Raw genomic sequence first — 15,888 nt, forward strand, 5'->3', positions numbered from 1 at the left:
ATCTGTCAGGGCTCATGGCTCAGCACCCCTGGTTCGGGTTTCCCGCGCAAGCTGAAGCTTGCGCCACTGCTTCCGGTATCCGCCGCTTGACGGCAGCGGAGCATCTGGGTTAAAGTGGCGCTCTATCGCCGCGGAGAGGGGCCATGGCCGGGGACAAGACAACGAGGTACTTCCGGACCCGATTCCCGGTTCACGTTCTCGCCGCTTTCTTCTTCACCATCCCCTTGTCCACCACCGCCGTGGAGATCACCAGCAGCACCCTGCTGGGGGTGTGGCTCCTGTCGGGGACGCTTCTGGGCGGTTCCTGGGCCCGTTCCCGCGACCTGGCCCCGGTGCTGCTGTTCATGGTGCTCCCGTTGCTCGGCTGGTTCTGGGCGCCCGCTCCCGACCCCGCCTTCGCGGCCGCCGCCAACGCGCGGTTCTGGATGGTGACGCTGGCGATCGCCTCGCTGGGTCTCGGCCTTCACGCCCGCCGGGCGTCCCTCGCCTTCGTGGCGGGGCTGGCGGTGACCTGCGCCCTCGCCACCGCGCAGTATGCCGGCCTCTACCCCCTTCCCGAGGGAACGGTGCGCTACGGGCTCTTCCACTGCTACATGCACGGCACGCTCTCCCTCTTCCTCGCCTTCTCCCTCCTGCTCCTCTCCCGGCTTTTCCGGGAAGCGTCCTCCCTCGGGGCCCGGCTCGCCTTCACCGCCCTCGCCGCCTTCTTCCTCTTCACGCTGACCGTGGTGATCCCGGGGCGGATCGGTTACCTGGCCTTCGCCCTGGGGCTCCCGGTGATGGTCTGCAACTTTCTGGGCCTTCGGTTCAACGGGAAGGCGGCCGCCGCCTTCGCCCTGGTCCTGGCCGCGGCGGCCCTGTCCCCCACCGTCCGGCACCGGATCTCCGAGGCCATGTCGGACGTCGACCACTACCAGGCGGGCCGCATCGACACCAGCCTCGGCTCCCGGATGGAGATGTGGAAGTTCTCGGCGCGGCTCCTGGCGGAGAAACCCCTGGCGGGCGGTGGCCCCGGCGCCTTCGAAACCCGCTGGAAGACGGGCAAGCCCGAGGGGATCGTCGCCAACTACCTCAACCCCCACAACACGTTCTGCCACGTCGCCGCCGACTACGGCCTGCTGGGTCTGGCCCTCCTGGGGGGGATCCTCTTCACCCTGGCGCGGGCGTCGCGGTCGTTCAGGGGGAGCTTCCGCGGTTTCCTGGGCGCCGCCTTCCTTCTGGTCTTCCTGGTGGGGAGCCTGACGAACAGCCTGATCACGGGCGTCACCAACACCGTCTGGAGCGCCGCCTTCGCCGGCCTCCTGCTCTCCCCGACCCCGCTCTTCGGGCTCTTCGCCCCGCGCACGCCTCCCCCGACCCCGAAGCAAGGGCCCGACGCATGAGCACCCCCGGCGTCCACTTCGTCATTGTCAGCTACAACACCCGCGCCCTTCTCGGGGACCTTCTGGACTACTTCGACCGGGCAAGCCTCCCCTTCCCCTTCACCGTCACGGTGGTGGACAACGCCTCCGCTGACGGGTCCCCCGACGTGGTCCGCGACCACCCCCGGGCCACGCTTGTGGCCAACGACCGGAACACCGGCTACGGCGCCGCGGTGAACGCGGGTTTCCGGCAGTCCGACGCCGCGTATGTCTGCGTGCTCAACACGGACGTCGTCCTGACCGACGGCGCCCTGGCCGCCTGCCACGCCTTTCTGGAAGGGCGTCCCGACGCTTCGGGCGTGTCGCCCGTGGTCCGCTGGCCCGACGGGCGCCTTCAGACGTTCTGGATCGGGTTCGGTTTCGGCATTTTGGGCCTGGATCTCCTCCGGAAGCTGTCCAACATGCGGATGCGACGGCGCCTGCGACGTTCCCGAAAGCCGGTCCGGACCGACGGGGTCAAAGGCGCCTTCCTGTTCCTGCGGTCGGCCCCTTTCCGCACGTCCAAAGCGATCTTCGACGAGGACTACTTCTTCTACTTCGAGGACACGGACCTGGCGCTGCGAATGCGGCGGGCAGGCCTGAAAACCTACATCCTGACCAGGATAGACATCGTCCACCTTGGCGGGCAGTCCCCCTCGTCCCTGAAGACCGAGCTTTTCCTCCGGAACCGGCACCGCTTTTTCCACAAGAACCTCAAGGGATGGAACCGGTGGCTCGCCCTGGCCTGGGAGCGGTACCGGGTGTACCGGAAGATCCTGTACTACGGGACGGCCGCCCTCTTCACGAAGAGCGACCGGATCGCCATGAAGCTCGGGACCTACCGGACCGAGCTCCGCATCGCCCGGGAATGCCGCGACCTCTACCGGGGCCACCCGATCCCGTCCGGGTTTGCCGCAGAGAGCACAAAGGAAGGACATGATGGCTGAAGTATGAGGCGAGGCGGAGCAGGGTTCGGGAAGTAAAGGATGGCACCCCGCAAAAAGTCGCATTTTACCCGCGAATCACGCGAATGAACGCGAATCAGAAATCAACAATCAATAGATATTATTCGTGTTATAAATTCGCGTATATTCGTGTTATTCGCGGGAAATCTCCCTTTCGCGTCTTTTTGAAGGACCATCAGGCTTGCCAGGAAACATCTTCAAACTCTAAAGGTTTCTGGCCGGATGAAGGGCTTTCATGCCGTCCCTCGATGCAGACAATGGCTACTCGATGGCGGAGTGCGGCGCGGAGTTCCGACGGAGCACCGCTTTGCCCGCGTCGCGCAGGCGGCCTGAGCGGCGCGGGAATCGAGGAGGTTGGGCGCTTCTGGCGGTTAAAGCAAGCCCGGCAAGGTCGTTTTCTTGACAGAAAGGTGCATGCCCCTTCCGGCGGCGCTCCGGAAGCCTGCGCGCCTCTCCCTCGGCATGTTTGAAAGCGGCGCTCCGGCAACCTTCGCGCCGCACTCCACATCACCTCGACGGCGCTCACTCGTCCGGGTTGCGGGTCTCGTCCACGGCGTCGTAGAAGTCGGGGGGCACCAGAACGTCGCGGGGCCGGCTGCCGTCGGCGGGGCCCACGATCCCCTCCTGCTCCAGGAGGTCCATCAGGCGCGCCGCGCGGCCGTATCCGATGCGGAACCGCCGCTGGAGGATGGAGGTGGACGCCTTGCGCTGCTTCACGATGAAGCGGGCCACCTCCTCGTAGAGCGGGTCGTCCCCGCCGTTCACCCCGTCGCCGTTCTCGCCCTCGCCCTCGCCGTCCGGGGGGCCGACGATCTCCTGGAACTGGGGCGACGCCTGGGACTTGAGGAAGTCCACCACGCGCTTGGTCTCCTCCTCGGAGATGTAGGCGCCGTGAACGCGCAGCAACTTGGACGAGTTGGGGGGCAGGATGAGCATGTCGCCCTTCCCCAGCAGGTGCTCGGCGCCCACCTGGTCCAGGATGGTCTTCGAGTCGTGCTTGGACAGCAGGCGAAAGGAAATGCGCGAAGGGAAATTGGCCTTGATGATGCCGGTCACCACCTCCACCGACGGCCGCTGGGTGGCCATGACGATGTGGATGCCCACGGCCCGGGCCATCTGCGCGAGGCGCTGGAGGCACAGTTCCACTTCTTTCGAGGCCACGGAGAGCAGTTCCGCCAGCTCGTCGATGACGATGACGATGAAGGGGATGGTCCGGAGCGTGGACTGCCCCGGCGCCTCGGGGAGCGCCTCGTGCTCCCGGGCCAGCCGGTTGAAGGTCTCGATGTCCTTCACCGCGTACTTGGCCAGGAGCTTGTAGCGCTCCTCCATCTCCCGCACCGCCCAGATCAGGGCGCCCGCCGCCAGCTTGGCGTCGGTGACGATGGGGGTCAGCAGGTGGGGGATGTCGGCGTACATCCCCAGTTCCAGCCGCTTGGGGTCGATGAAGATGAACTTCACCTCGTCGGGCGTCGCCTTGAAGAGGATGGAGGTGATCATGGTGTTGAGCCCGACGCTCTTCCCCTGCCCCGTGGCCCCGGCCACGAGAAGGTGGGGCATCTTGCCCAGGTCGGTGACGTAGACGTCGCCGTTGATCCGCTTGCCGAGCCCCAGGGTGATTCGGGACCGCGACTGGGCGAATTCCGCCGATTCGAGGATGTCCCGGATCTGGATGACCTCGCTGCTGGAGTTGGGCACCTCGATCCCCACGGTGGACTTCCCGGGGATCCGGTCCACCCGGATGGACTCGGCCCGGAGGCCGAGGCAGAGGTCGTCCAGCAGGGAGACGATCCGGCTGTACTTCACGCCCGGTGCAGGCTTGAACTCGAACAGGGTCACCACGGGCCCGGGGTGGATGGCCTCCACGCTGCCCTCGAGGCCGAATTCGGCCAGTTTCCGGATGATCTGCCCCGCCTTTTCCATGAGTTCGGCCTCGTTCACCTTGCTGCCCGCGGAGGCCGGGGTCAGCAGCGTCACCGGGGGGAGCCGGAAGCCCGAACGGGAGAGGGGGGCGCTGATCTTCATCTCGGGGATCCCGCTCCCCTCTTCCTGGAGCTTTTCCCGGAAGGTGGGCGGCGACATGGGCGCCGGGGCCTGGCGGGTCACGAACGCCGGCCGCGCGGCGGCCATCTCCACGGGGGGGGCCTCCGTGCGGGACGAGCGGGAGGGGGGCGGTTCCGTTTCGTCCGGGGCCGGCGCCTCCGTCTCTTCCTCCGTTTCCAACTCCCGGCTTTCCTCCTCCGCCTTCCGGCCCCGGGAAAAGAGGGACCGCACGGTGCCCCAGACCTCTCCGAAGGTGAGTGGGGTCAGGAGCATCAACCCGACGGTGAGCATGGCGAAGAGGATGATGAGCGTCCCCACGGGGTTGAACAGGGACTCGAGCCCGCGCTTCGTCGCCATCCCCAGGATCCCGCCGGGCATCCGGGGGTCCGGGGCGAACGGCAGGCCGGCGGCCCCCTTCACGCCGCCTTCCACCCAGACCTGCACCAGGGAGGCGACGGAGAGGACGAGCAGGAGGAAGGAGCAGTAACCGGAGAAGAGCCTCCGGGACGGGCGGTGCCAGATCAGGCGGACGCCGAGGATTGCGGGCGGGATGACCAGGAAGTAGGCGGCGAGCCCGAGAAAGCGGAAACAGGCTTCGGCGAGGTACGCCCCGAAGGTCCCGATCAGGTTCCGGGCGGATGCGGCCGTGGATCGCGGCGGATCGGTCGGCTGGAAGGTCAGCAGGGCAAGGAGAAGAATCAGGGTCAGGAAGAGGAGGATGGCCCCCGCGATCTCCTGGGTTTTCCGTGCGTTCGTTCTCGCCATGCGCGCCGCTCCCTCGTCGGAATTCGGGTTATTGTACACCAAACGCCTCTTCCTTGTCACTTTCGCTGCAAATTTCCTTCCCCTCGACGCATCCCTATTCTAGAATGCGCCGTGGTTGCGTTCGCAGACCGCCCGGAGGAAAAACGCGTGAAAAAACGTTCTTGTGCATTGACAAAAAGCCGGTTGCAATTCATCCACCCCTTCAGGGCCGCCCTGCTGGCCGTCGGATTGCTCTGGGCCTTTTCCGGCCCCCTCCGGGCGACCAAGATCGACTCCCCCATCACGATCCGGCTGGCGGTGCCGGCAATGCCGTCTTCCGGCGCGTGGGGCGCCCTGGAGGTGGAGGTCTCGAGCGCCGTGAACGCCCCCGGCACGAAAGTCCGGGTCGAGCCCGTCGAGGGCCTCGAACTCGGCGTCGAGGCCCCGGAGTGGGTGGTGGACCTCGGGGTCGGCCGGCCGGCCTCCTTCCGACTGCCGCTTCGGGCAACCCGCGAGGGAAGCCTCCCCGTCCGGGTGACGGCGGAGTGCCGCCTCGGGCGGGCGGTCTTCGGCCGGCACGCCCGCCTGTTCCTCCACACCCGGGGAAACCGGACCACCCTCAGCAGCCGGGACCCCGAGGCTCCGCCCGACACGGCGGTGTGCGGGGCCGAACCGATCCCGCTCCCGCCGGCCTCCTCCGCGGGCACCCTGCGGGACGGCAAGCGCGAGGCCGTGGTCGTGGCCGCAGCGCCGTCGCCGACCTCGGCGGTGGTTTCCGGTTCGTGGGCCTACCGTGACCGGGAGGGCGTCGACCGCCCCCTGGGTTCGGCCCGGGTGGAGATCCGCACCAGCGCCAACGGCCTGCTCGACACCGTCTACACCGACGCGACCGGGCACTTCCAGTCCGGGCCCGTCGAGGTCGGCGGCGGCACGTCGCTTCGCGCCGTCGTCTACGCCACCGACGACCTCTCGTGCCACGTCCGGACACCGGGGGGGACCCTCTTCACCGCCCAGACCTCCGACGCCCTGGTGAGCGGGAGCACGTACGACTTCGGCGCCTGGACCGTCACCGACGATTCCAACCGCATGGCCTACTACATTTTCGACAAGATCGGCAACGAGGCTTTCCGCTTCCTCTACCAGAACACGGGGTGGCGCAACGAGTACAACCTGCCGGTGATCTGGTCGGCGGGGAGCGCCGACGGGACCTACTACGACGGGTCCGCCATCCACCTCCTCGCCGAGGACCGGTGGGACGGGGACGTGATCCTGCACGAGTTCGGCCACTTCGTCATGGACAAGATCTACCTGGTCTACCCCTCCACCCCCAACTGCAACCCGCACTTCTGGGGCTATCACTCCAGCCGGGGGTGCGCCTGGTCCGAGGGGTGGGCCACGTTCATCGAGGCCGCCGTCCAGGGGCATCCCACCTACGAGGACACCGAGGACCAGTCCCTGCTCTTCTACCTGGAGCCCCCCGACCCCGAGGCGCACCACGCGGAGGACGAGGGCGCCGTCTGCGCCTCCCTCTGGGACATCTTCGACTCCGCCGCGGAGGGCTGGGACACCATCGGGCTGGGCATCCCGGGCATCTGGAACGTCGTCGAGGACTGCAGCCCCTCGAACGTCCTCGATTTCTACGATCTCTGGCGGGCCTCCCCCTTCGGGTCGGACGCCCAGGTCCAGGCCATCCTGGGCCACCACAAGATCGTTTCCGCCCCGGAACCCTGCGAGGCCATCGTCCGGGCAACCCCGGCCACCGGCCTCTCGGAGAGCCAGTCCGGCACGTTCCGCTACTTCTGCCTCGAGGTCCCCCTCGGCGCCACCGCGTTCTCCGCCACCCTCTCGGGCGGAACCGGCGACGCGGACCTCTACGCCAGGAGGGGCGGCCAGCCTTCCCTGTCCGTCTACGACGCCCGTTCCATCACCGAGGGGAGCAGCACGGAACAGATCAACCTCCCCGCCCCCGCCCCGGGTGTCTGGTACCTGGGCGTGCTCGCGTCGCCGGCCTACGACGGGGCCGTTCTCACGGCCACGTACACCGACGCCGCCGGGGCCCGGGTCCTGAGCGCGGCCCACGTCGCCGACACCGATCTCTGGTGGTCCCGACTGTCCCTGGCCAACACGGGGACCGCGTCGACCGCGGTGCAAGTGTGCGCCTACGCCCCCGACGGGCGCCCTCTGGAGACGTATTCCCTCCCCGCCCTCGCGGCATCGGGCGGGTGGTCCGCGGGGCTGGAGGAGATCCTGTCGCCCATGGCCCTCCAGGATTCCTGGGTCCGGGTCACCGCGCTCGCCCCACTGCGGGGCGTCGTGGAATTCGGCAACCGGGGCGTGGCCACCCACGTCACCCTCCCCCTGGCCGGCGAAGGGTCCCAGGCCTTCTTCTTCCCCTACGTCACCACGGCTTTCGGCTACTACACGGGCATCACCCTGGTCAACCCGGGGACGGCCTCCGCGGCGTTGACCCTGACGGGGTACGACGAGTCCGGGAACCCGGTCGCGACGGCGTCCGGGACCATCCCGCCCGGCGGCAAGTACGTTCGTCTCGTCGAGGGCGTCTTCGGCGCGACGGACGCCGCCTTGATCCGTTTCATCCGTATCCTGTCGGACCGCCCGCTGACGGGTTTCGAACTGTTCGGCAACCTCTCGCTGCCGGGCCTCGCGGGACTGCCGGCCACCCTGGCCGCGACCGCGGCCGGCGCCCCGTCCCCGGGGGAGGCCGCCGCGGGTGAAGCCACGACCTACCGATTGATTTACAACGACATCCCCACACCTGCCACCACCTACACCGGGATGACGTGCAGCAACGCGGGCGAGAGCGCCTGCACCCTTCACATCCGCCTTCTCGACGCGTCGGGCGGGGTGCTGTCCGAGCGGGACTGGCCCTACCCCGTGGGCCCCTTCGAACAGGTCACCCGGAGCGTGCAGGACCTGGTCGGTCACCCCGTGGGAAGCACCGCGGCCTGCGTGGAAATCACCGCCCCGTCGCCGCTCCTCGGGTTCAGCCTCTTCCTGGAGGGTCTCGGAGACCCCGCCCATTTCCGCTTCGACGGCATCCCGGCCACCGCCGACAGCGCCGCGACCCTCTATTTCCCCGTTGTCAAGACCGGCGCCGACTGGGCCTTCAACCGGTTGGGCCTGACCAACCGGGACAGCCGGGAGAACCCCTTCACTATCAAGCTTTACAGCACCTCGGGGACCCTCGTGGGCACCGTGTCGAGCACCATCGCCCCCTACGGGAGGTGGTCGGGTGTCCTCAACCCGGCGGAACTTGGGACGGCCGCATGGTTTGTGGTGGATGGGACCTACCCCATGATCGGCGACATCCTTTACGTCAGCACCGCCGGCGACCGCATGGGCGCGTACCTGGGGCAGCCCTGAAGGTAGGCTGTAGGCTGTAGGCTGTAGTCCCTTCAAAGTAAATTCTTTGGCAAAATGAGCAAGATTTGAAATCGTCGGTGGGCTCCCACCGCTTTCAGAGCGGGGAAACCCGATGCGGGGACGAAGAAGGGAATCCCGGCAGCGTCGTCCGGTTTGCCACGCTTGTGCCGATCCGGGTCCGGAATCGACGTAACAGGCCTCTCGCAAAGACGCCAGGATGCAAAGCCTCGCAAAGGAATCCCCCTTTTCCGCTTCCGGCTTTGCGAGGCTTGGCGTCTTTGCGTCTTTGCGAGAGGTAAAAACCGCCTGTTTTTTTCTGGAGCGTCCGGATGATCCGTGTCCATCCGTGTTCATCCGTGGTTTCTCTCCGGTTTATCCGGGTTGGGCTGTAGGCTATAGGCTGTAGGCTCGGAGGAATAGCCGTCGGGGTCGGTATCGGCATCGGTATCGGTATCGGAATCGGTATCGGAATCGGTATCGCAATCGGTATCGCAATCGGTATCGCAATCGCAATCGGTATCGGCCTCGTGATTGGCATCGCCATCACCATCGTTATTGCCATCGTTGTCATCAGTATCGGTATCGGTATCGTCGTCGCCATCGGTATCACAACACCATCGTCATTGACATCGCCCCCTCCGGACCGACACCCCTCGTCCGGCAAGCCTCGTTGCGGAGTGCGGCGCGGAGGCTGCCGGAGCGCCGCTTTGGCCGCGCCGCGCAGGCCGCCGGAGCGGCGCGGTTCCCGGGCCTTCCTCCCGTCTTTTGCAAGCGCAAGCTCGTAGAGACGAGGGCACGAGGGAAAAAGGCGCAGCCTTCCCGTCGCCCTGAAGATTTTTTGATGACGTGGGTGCGCGAAGGGACCAAGGGAGCAAAAGGGCCAAAAGGACCAAAGGGACAGGAAGGACAAGCGGGACCGGCGGGGCGGATAGTCTGCAGTACTTTCGAAGTGAAATCGTTGCCGGATCGCGCAAGACAGTGGGGTCGATCGCTTGAAACGTCAACCGGGAGGGGAAGCTGCGGCCGATGCCGTCTTCCAAGGCGAGCTCGGCGCCTTGGCGAAATCAGGTTCCGGACCGGCTCTCACCAAGGCGCAAAGCTCGCCAAGAAACCCGCCTGGCCCCTGGATAGGGCCAAGAGGCACCAACGGTTGCCTTCACCGGGTCATCCCACCTCCGGGAAAAGACCTTCCGGAATGTCTCTCGCAGAGGCACGGAGAAGAGGCGTCTCCACTATGGTCGACAGGCCGAACGCCGTCTCCTTTCTCCTGTCTCCCGACAACGGCCTCCTGAGCGCTGTCTCCCTCTCCTGCCTTCTGTCTTCTGAATCCTGTTTTCTAAATTCTGGATTCTGGATTCTGAATTCTTCGTTCGTGTGGTTCGTGGTTCACTTCCGCCTCTGCTCCCTCCGTCCTCACTTCTCAACGTTAACCGACACGATGAGAGTCCCCGGGATCAGTCCGTCGAGGATCGGGAGGGCCTTATCCGGGTCTTCCACCTCGCCCACGCGGGTGTAGCGGCCGGTCAGGTGCGGAGTCGCATTGGTGGTGATGAAGAACTGGCTCCCGCCGGTGTCCTTCCCCGACAGGGCCATGCCCACGCTCCCGGGACCGTACCACGTCAGGCTGTTCTCGCAGCGCACCGTGTAGCCGGGCCCGCCGTCCATGGTGTCCCAGGGAGAGCCCATCTGGACCACGAAGTCCGGGACCACCCGGGGGACCCGGCGGCCGTCGAAGAAACCCTCCGACGCCAGGAGGATCAGGTTGGCCGTGTTCAGGGGGGCGATCTTCGGGTCCAGCCGGAGCACCACGGACCGGTTGCCGGAAAAGGTGACCCGGAGCCGAACGGGTTTCTTACCTGCCGCGAGGCTTTCGGCCTTTTTCAGGATCTGCCGGTCCCGGGGCGTCGGGTCGGGGGCCGCGGGCCAGGGGGTGTCGGGGCGGATTTTGACCAGCGCCTGCCAGGCCAGGAAGCGTCGGGCCCAGTCCGGGTTCGTCCGGAAAGGCCCCAGGACCTCGGCCTGGCGTTCCGGCGCCAGCTTCCAGCGCTCCAAAGCGCCGATCAGCGCCTGGAGCCCGTCGAGGTCGTTGTCGGTCCCGATGGCGCTGCAGAGCGCAGCGAGGTCCTCCGGGGGGGCCGGGAGGTCCTCGATGGCAGCCCCGCGGGCAACGGGGTCCTTGCCCGCCAGGAGGGCCTTCCGGAGCGTGTCCGCGGCGGAAGGGTCCAGCTTCCGGAGCGCGGGGAGAACGTAAGCCCGGACGATCGGGTCGTCCCCGGCGGCCAGCCCCCTGGCCGCGGCGGCCGCCCAGTCCCCTTTCGCCCGGGGCAGGACGCCGGCCCAGGCGAGGCGAAGCAGGCGGGGGGCGTTCGGCAGGTTCACCGTGAACATGCGCCACGCTGCGCTCAGGGCACGGTTGGACTCCTCGTCCAGCGGGTCGGGGAGGCCTTCCAGGAGCCTCTGCATCAGGAACTCCCGCAGCGTGTTCCCGGCCCGGGCCGATTTCGCGTCCACCGGGGCGGGGTCGGCGTAATCGGGGCTCCCCGAGAGGCCCAGGCGCCGCCAGTGCTCGTCCAGGTTCTCCCGGCTGATCATCATGCCGGGCAGGGCGAGATCGAGGAGAAGGTCGAGGTGCACCGTGACCCGACGGTCCCATGGACCCCGGTTCCAGGCCTCCAGCAGGGCGGCCACGGCGCCGGGCGTCGGCACGACCCCGGACGGCGGGACCGGTTCGATTCCCGCCAGATGAAGCCGCAACCGGGCGGCCGCGGCCCGGACCGGGTCCACCTTCCCGGCTTTGTCCAGCGCTTCCAGGAACGCGGTCAGGGCCGCGTCCGGTTTTTCACCCCGGAGCCGGGCCGCGGCAACCGCCTGGGACAGCTGCAGGTGCCGGGGCCAGGCCGCGGCGTCCGCGGGCGCCAGCCCGGCCAGGGCCGACAGGGACTTCGGCGACTTCAGGCGGTTGAGGAAGTGGAGGGCGGTGAACCGGTCCTGCGGGGATTTCGCCCGGAGGGCCCGCTGCTCCCAATCCGCCAGGGCCGGTTGGTCCAGTTCGGGCGGAAGCATCGGCGGCATCCCCGGCTTGCCGATCCGGCGGAGGGACAGCTCCAGGCGGTCCCGGTCCTCCGGGGAGAGGGCCTTCCCCACACCCTCGCCCAGGCCGGGGTCCTGGCGCGCCCACTCGGCGCGGACGGCCTCCCGGGGGCCATAACGCCCGTGGGCGGCAGCCGGGAAGCAGACGGGAAGAAACGCCAGGCACACACAGCAGGAAACGACCGTCCGGTTCACTTCAATTCCCCAGCATCTGCATCGCGTTCCCGACCTTGACCATTCGCATGGCCGCGGACTGGACCGTCTCGTCCGACGCGAATTTCATGAGCTTGTCCCTGAGGGCCGGGCCCTGGAAACGGGTCGAAACCTCCTGGAGTTTGTCCATCTCCGTTTTCAGCGCCGACGGGGTTTCCTTCCCCAGTTCGGGATACTTCTTCTTCAGCTCTTCCGCCTCCTTGGTGAAGGACTCCATGTCGTCGCAGAGCTTGTTCATGGCGGTGGCGGTCTCCGAGGCGCTCTGGGCCTTCTCGATGTTGGAGAGGAAGGTCTCCATGGAGGCGGTCATCTTCTGCAGGAACGCCTTCACGTCCCCGTAACTCTTCGAGCAGGCCACCGCCAGGGACAGACACAGGACGACAAGCAGCATCATCGTTCTCTTCATCGCATCACCTCCGGAGTGGATATCCTGTTCCCTCCGACCCTGCCCGGGCTGGAGAGCACGTGGGACCCTGTTCGGAAACGTCCGTTCACCGCGTGAGCATAACACCCTTCCCCCCATTTTCAAAGAGGATGATTGGGAACGCGGGGAACGGGAGGCCATCATGGGACGAGGCAGGAGGGCCCTCAGACAAAAACCTTCCCGGAGGCGTCCTTGTGCAGTAGAATCTTCCCGGGCCCGGGCCACCCCGGCCGCCCGCAACCATCCTCCCTTCGAGGGGAAATGTGAAGCCCGCGACGTTCACCGGTGCCCCCCGCAACGACCCGCCGGGCCGTCCCCGGGTCCTGCGCGCGTTCCCTGGGGGCCTGCCCGTGGTCCTCCTTTCGGTCCTGGCCTGCGGCTTCACCGTCGCCGGAGCCCGGGTTGCCGGCCCGCCGCAGCGCCCGCTCGACCCTTTCGCAATGTCGGGGTGGGACATCCTGGTCCCCGAAGACGCCCATCCCGCGGAACTGACGGCGGCACAAGAATTTCGTCGCTTCTTCGCCCGGGCCTCGGGGTTCACCCTCCCCGTGGTCCGGTCCGTGGACCCGGGGCGCCTTCACGTGTACATCGGCCGCTCCGAAGCTCTGGCGTCCCGCCTGCCGGACGAGGGGTCCCCCTCCCCGGGCCCCGAGGACTTCCGGACGTTCGCCGGGGACGACCTCCTCGCCATTTTCGGCGGACGGCCCCGGGGAACCCTCTACGGGGTTTACGCCTTCTGTGAGGAGCATCTCGGCGCCCGTTTCCTGACCGCGGACCACACGCACGTCCCGCCCCTGGCACCCGGCGCCCGTTTCGGCCCCGTGGACCGGCGCTTTCACCCGGTCTTCGCCTACCGGCTATGCAGTTACGCCGAGAACGCCCTCGCCCCGGACTTCGCCGTCCGCCTGCGCTACAACGCGGTGAGAGGAATCCCCGAGAGCCTGGGCGGAACCACGGGCATCCCGCTGGTCGGTCACTCCCTGGGCCTTCTCCTGCCGGCCCGGACCTGGGGTGAAGCCCACCCCGACTACTTCGCCGACTACTTCGGGGAACGCCGTTGGAACGTTTCCAACGAGATGGGGGGCGAGGGAACGCAACCCTGCCCCACCCACCCCGACGGGGTCCGGCTCGTGACGAAGGCCGTGCTCGAGCGCTTCGAACAGGACCCCTCGCTCACGGTCGCCCCCGTGTCCCAGAACGACAACTGGTACTACTGCCGGTGCCCCCGCTGCCGGGCCCTGACCGAGGTGGAAGGCTCGCCCATGGCTCCGCTCCTTTCCCTGGTCAACGCGGTGGCGGACGCGGTGGCGAAGCGGCGCTCCGGGGCCGAAGTGGGCACGCTGGCCTACATGTGGAGCCGCAAGCCGCCCAAAACCCTTCGGCCGAGGCCCAACGTCCGCATCCAGCTCTGCACCATCGAGTGCTGTCAGGTCCACGCCCTCGGCGACCCGGCCTGCCCCGTCAACCGGGCTTTCACGGAAGACCTGGACCGCTGGCGGGCCGCCACGGACAAGCTCTGGGTCTGGACCTACGCCGTGAACTTCACCAACTACTTCGTCCCCAGCCCCAACCTCCGCCGCATCGGGGAAAACCTCCGCTTCCTCGCGGACCGGGGCGTCAAGGGCGTCTTCGTCAACGCCCTGGGCGGGACGCCGGCCGGGGAGTTTTCCGACCTCCGCAACTACCTCGCCGGCCGGCTTCTCTGGGACCCCACCCAGGACGGCCGGGCCCTGGCCGACGAGTTCCTGTCCCTCCACTACGGGAAGGCCGCGCCCCCCCTGCGCCGGTTCGTCAACCGCTGGCTGGACCGGCTCGAGGCGTCGGGGCTGCACCCGCACTTCTACGGCAACGCGGCGGAGTTCGGCTGGGACGAGGCCCTGCTGGGCGAGGGGTTCAAGGCTTTTCGCGAGGCGCTGGAGAGCGCGGAGAGCGAGGTGATCCGGCGGCGCGTGGAGAAGGCCTCCCTCTTCCTTTACCGCCTCCGGATCGACCCCGTCTGGAACCTCACCGCCGCCGAGCGCCGTCTCCTCCCAGCGAAATGGCTCCGGGACCTCCGGAAACCGGCGGACACGTTCTTCCGTTTGTGCCGCAAGCACGGCGTCCGGCGGGTCTCCGACGGGATGACCCTGGACGAGGCCTGCCGCAAGGCCCGGGGCGTGTTCGGGATCAAGCCGGGCGCCCTCTTCGGGGGGGTGCGCCGGTGAGCCTCCGGGACCTCTTCCTGCTGGAACCCGGGATCGTGTTCCTCAACCACGGCTCATTCGGGGCCTGCGCGCTGCCGGTGTTCGAGGCCTACCAGGCGTGGCAGCGGGAGCTGGAGCGCCGTCCCGTGGAGTTCCTGGGGCGCCGGTCCGCCGCGCTCCTGGGGGAATCCCTCCGGTCGCTGGCGGCCTTCCTCGACGCGTCCCCCGACCGCCTGGTCTACCTCACCAACACCACCACCGGCGTCAACACCGTGGCCCGCTCCCTCTGCCTGATGCCGGGCGACGAGGTCCTCACCACCGATCACGAGTACGGCGCCTGCGACAACGTCTGGGAGCACGTCTGCCGGCGTCGGGGGGCGCGTTACGTCCGTCACCCCCTCCCGCTGCCCCTCCCCTCTCCGGACGTCGCAGCGGACCGGGTCTGGGACGGGGTGACCCCCGCCACCCGGATCCTCTATCTCAGCCATGTCACGTCCACCACCGCCCTGGTTTTCCCCGTGGGGGAACTCTGCCGGCGGGCGCGGGAGGCGGGCATCCTCACCGTGATCGACGGCGCCCACGCCCCCGGCCAGACGGACCTGCACCTCGACGCCCTCGGGGCGGACGTCTACGTGGGCAACTGCCACAAGTGGCTCTGCGCGCCCAAGGGGAGCGCCTTCCTCTACGCGCGGCCCGAGATCCAGGACTCGCTGGACGCGGTGGTCATCGGGTGGGGGTACGGCGAGGGGGTGGCCGGCCACACCGCCTTCGACGGCTACCTGGGGTCGACGCCCTTCCTCCGCCGTCACCAGTGGCAGGGGACCCGCGATATCGCCGCCTTCCTGTCCGTTCCCGCCGCCATCGCCTTCCAGCGGGAGCACCACTGGGACCGTGTCCGGGCCGCCTGTCACGACCTGGCGGCGGAGACCCTTGACGCCGTAGGCTCCCTGACGGGCCTCCCGCCCATCTCCGGCCCCGGCGGTTTTCTCCAGATGGCGGCCCTCCCCGTGCCCCCCTGCGACGCGGAAACCCTGAAATCGACCCTTTACGACCGGTTCCGCATCGAGGTCCCCGTCACCGGCCACGGCGAGCGCCTCTTCGTGCGGGTATCCGTCCAGGGATACAACACCCGCGACGACACCGGAGCCCTGGTCGATGCCCTCAAAACCCTCCTCGCCGAGGGTTTCTTCAACTCAAGCCACTCCTGATTTTCTAAACCACTAATAACACTAATCTTCACTAATTCCATCCCCCCGGAGACCTGCTCTTGACCCTGCCAACAGCCCACCCCGTTTTTGCGGAAGGGCCTCGAGGCTGAAATTCTTTTAATTCATTTGATTAGTGAATATTAGTGAAATCAGTGGTTTGAATTTCTCCCCCTGCGGCACGGGTGCGGAACGGGAGAAAAGGGTTGTGTCCAGTGGTTTTCTCGGATAAAATCCGGA

6 protein-coding genes and 1 pseudogene are annotated in these 15,888 nt (G+C 67.6%); 4 read left to right on the forward strand and 3 right to left on the reverse strand.

All coding sequences use genetic code 11. The features are described from left to right. Positions 1–143: 143 nt before the first annotated feature. Both KA419_11175 and KA419_11180 read left to right on the forward strand, forming a co-directional pair. On the forward strand, positions 144–1,382 hold the full coding sequence (locus KA419_11175; GenBank protein MBP7866503.1) for an O-antigen ligase family protein: 1,239 nt from the start codon (positions 144–146) through the stop codon (positions 1,380–1,382). After that, positions 1,379–2,347: a glycosyltransferase family 2 protein gene (locus KA419_11180; protein ID MBP7866504.1), complete on the forward strand. Its 969-nt coding sequence runs from the start codon at positions 1,379–1,381 to the stop codon at positions 2,345–2,347. Before KA419_11175 ends, KA419_11180 begins: the two co-directional genes overlap by 4 nt. A gap of 540 nt (positions 2,348–2,887) precedes the next feature. Here the strand turns inward: KA419_11180 and KA419_11185 are convergent. Beyond that, positions 2,888–5,170: a DNA translocase FtsK 4TM domain-containing protein gene (locus KA419_11185; protein MBP7866505.1), complete on the reverse strand. Its 2,283-nt coding sequence runs from the start codon at positions 5,168–5,170 to the stop codon at positions 2,888–2,890. Positions 5,171–6,235: 1,065 nt separating this feature from the next. Here KA419_11185 and KA419_11190 point away from each other — a divergent pair. Further along, positions 6,236–7,096: pseudogene (locus KA419_11190) on the forward strand (PPC domain-containing protein). 2,850 nt (positions 7,097–9,946) lie between these two features. On the opposite strand, the gene KA419_11195 reads toward KA419_11190, so the two are convergent. Both KA419_11195 and KA419_11200 read right to left on the reverse strand, forming a co-directional pair. Then, complete coding sequence (locus KA419_11195) at positions 9,947–11,818, reverse strand: peptidylprolyl isomerase (GenBank protein MBP7866506.1); 1,872 nt, start codon at positions 11,816–11,818, stop codon at positions 9,947–9,949. A gap of 1 nt (position 11,819) precedes the next feature. Beyond that, positions 11,820–12,242 (reverse strand): hypothetical protein, encoded by a 423-nt coding sequence (locus KA419_11200; protein ID MBP7866507.1) that lies wholly within the window; start codon positions 12,240–12,242, stop codon positions 11,820–11,822. A 2,056-nt stretch (positions 12,243–14,298) separates the two neighbouring features. Between KA419_11200 and KA419_11205 the strand changes: the two genes are divergently transcribed. Continuing rightward, on the forward strand, positions 14,299–15,651 hold the full coding sequence (locus KA419_11205) for an aminotransferase class V-fold PLP-dependent enzyme (protein ID MBP7866508.1): 1,353 nt from the start codon (positions 14,299–14,301) through the stop codon (positions 15,649–15,651). Positions 15,652–15,888 lie beyond the last annotated feature (237 nt).

The sequence above is a fragment of the Acidobacteriota bacterium genome, from assembly GCA_018001935.1.
Lineage (GTDB): Bacteria > Acidobacteriota > JAAYUB01 > JAAYUB01 > JAAYUB01 > JAGNHB01.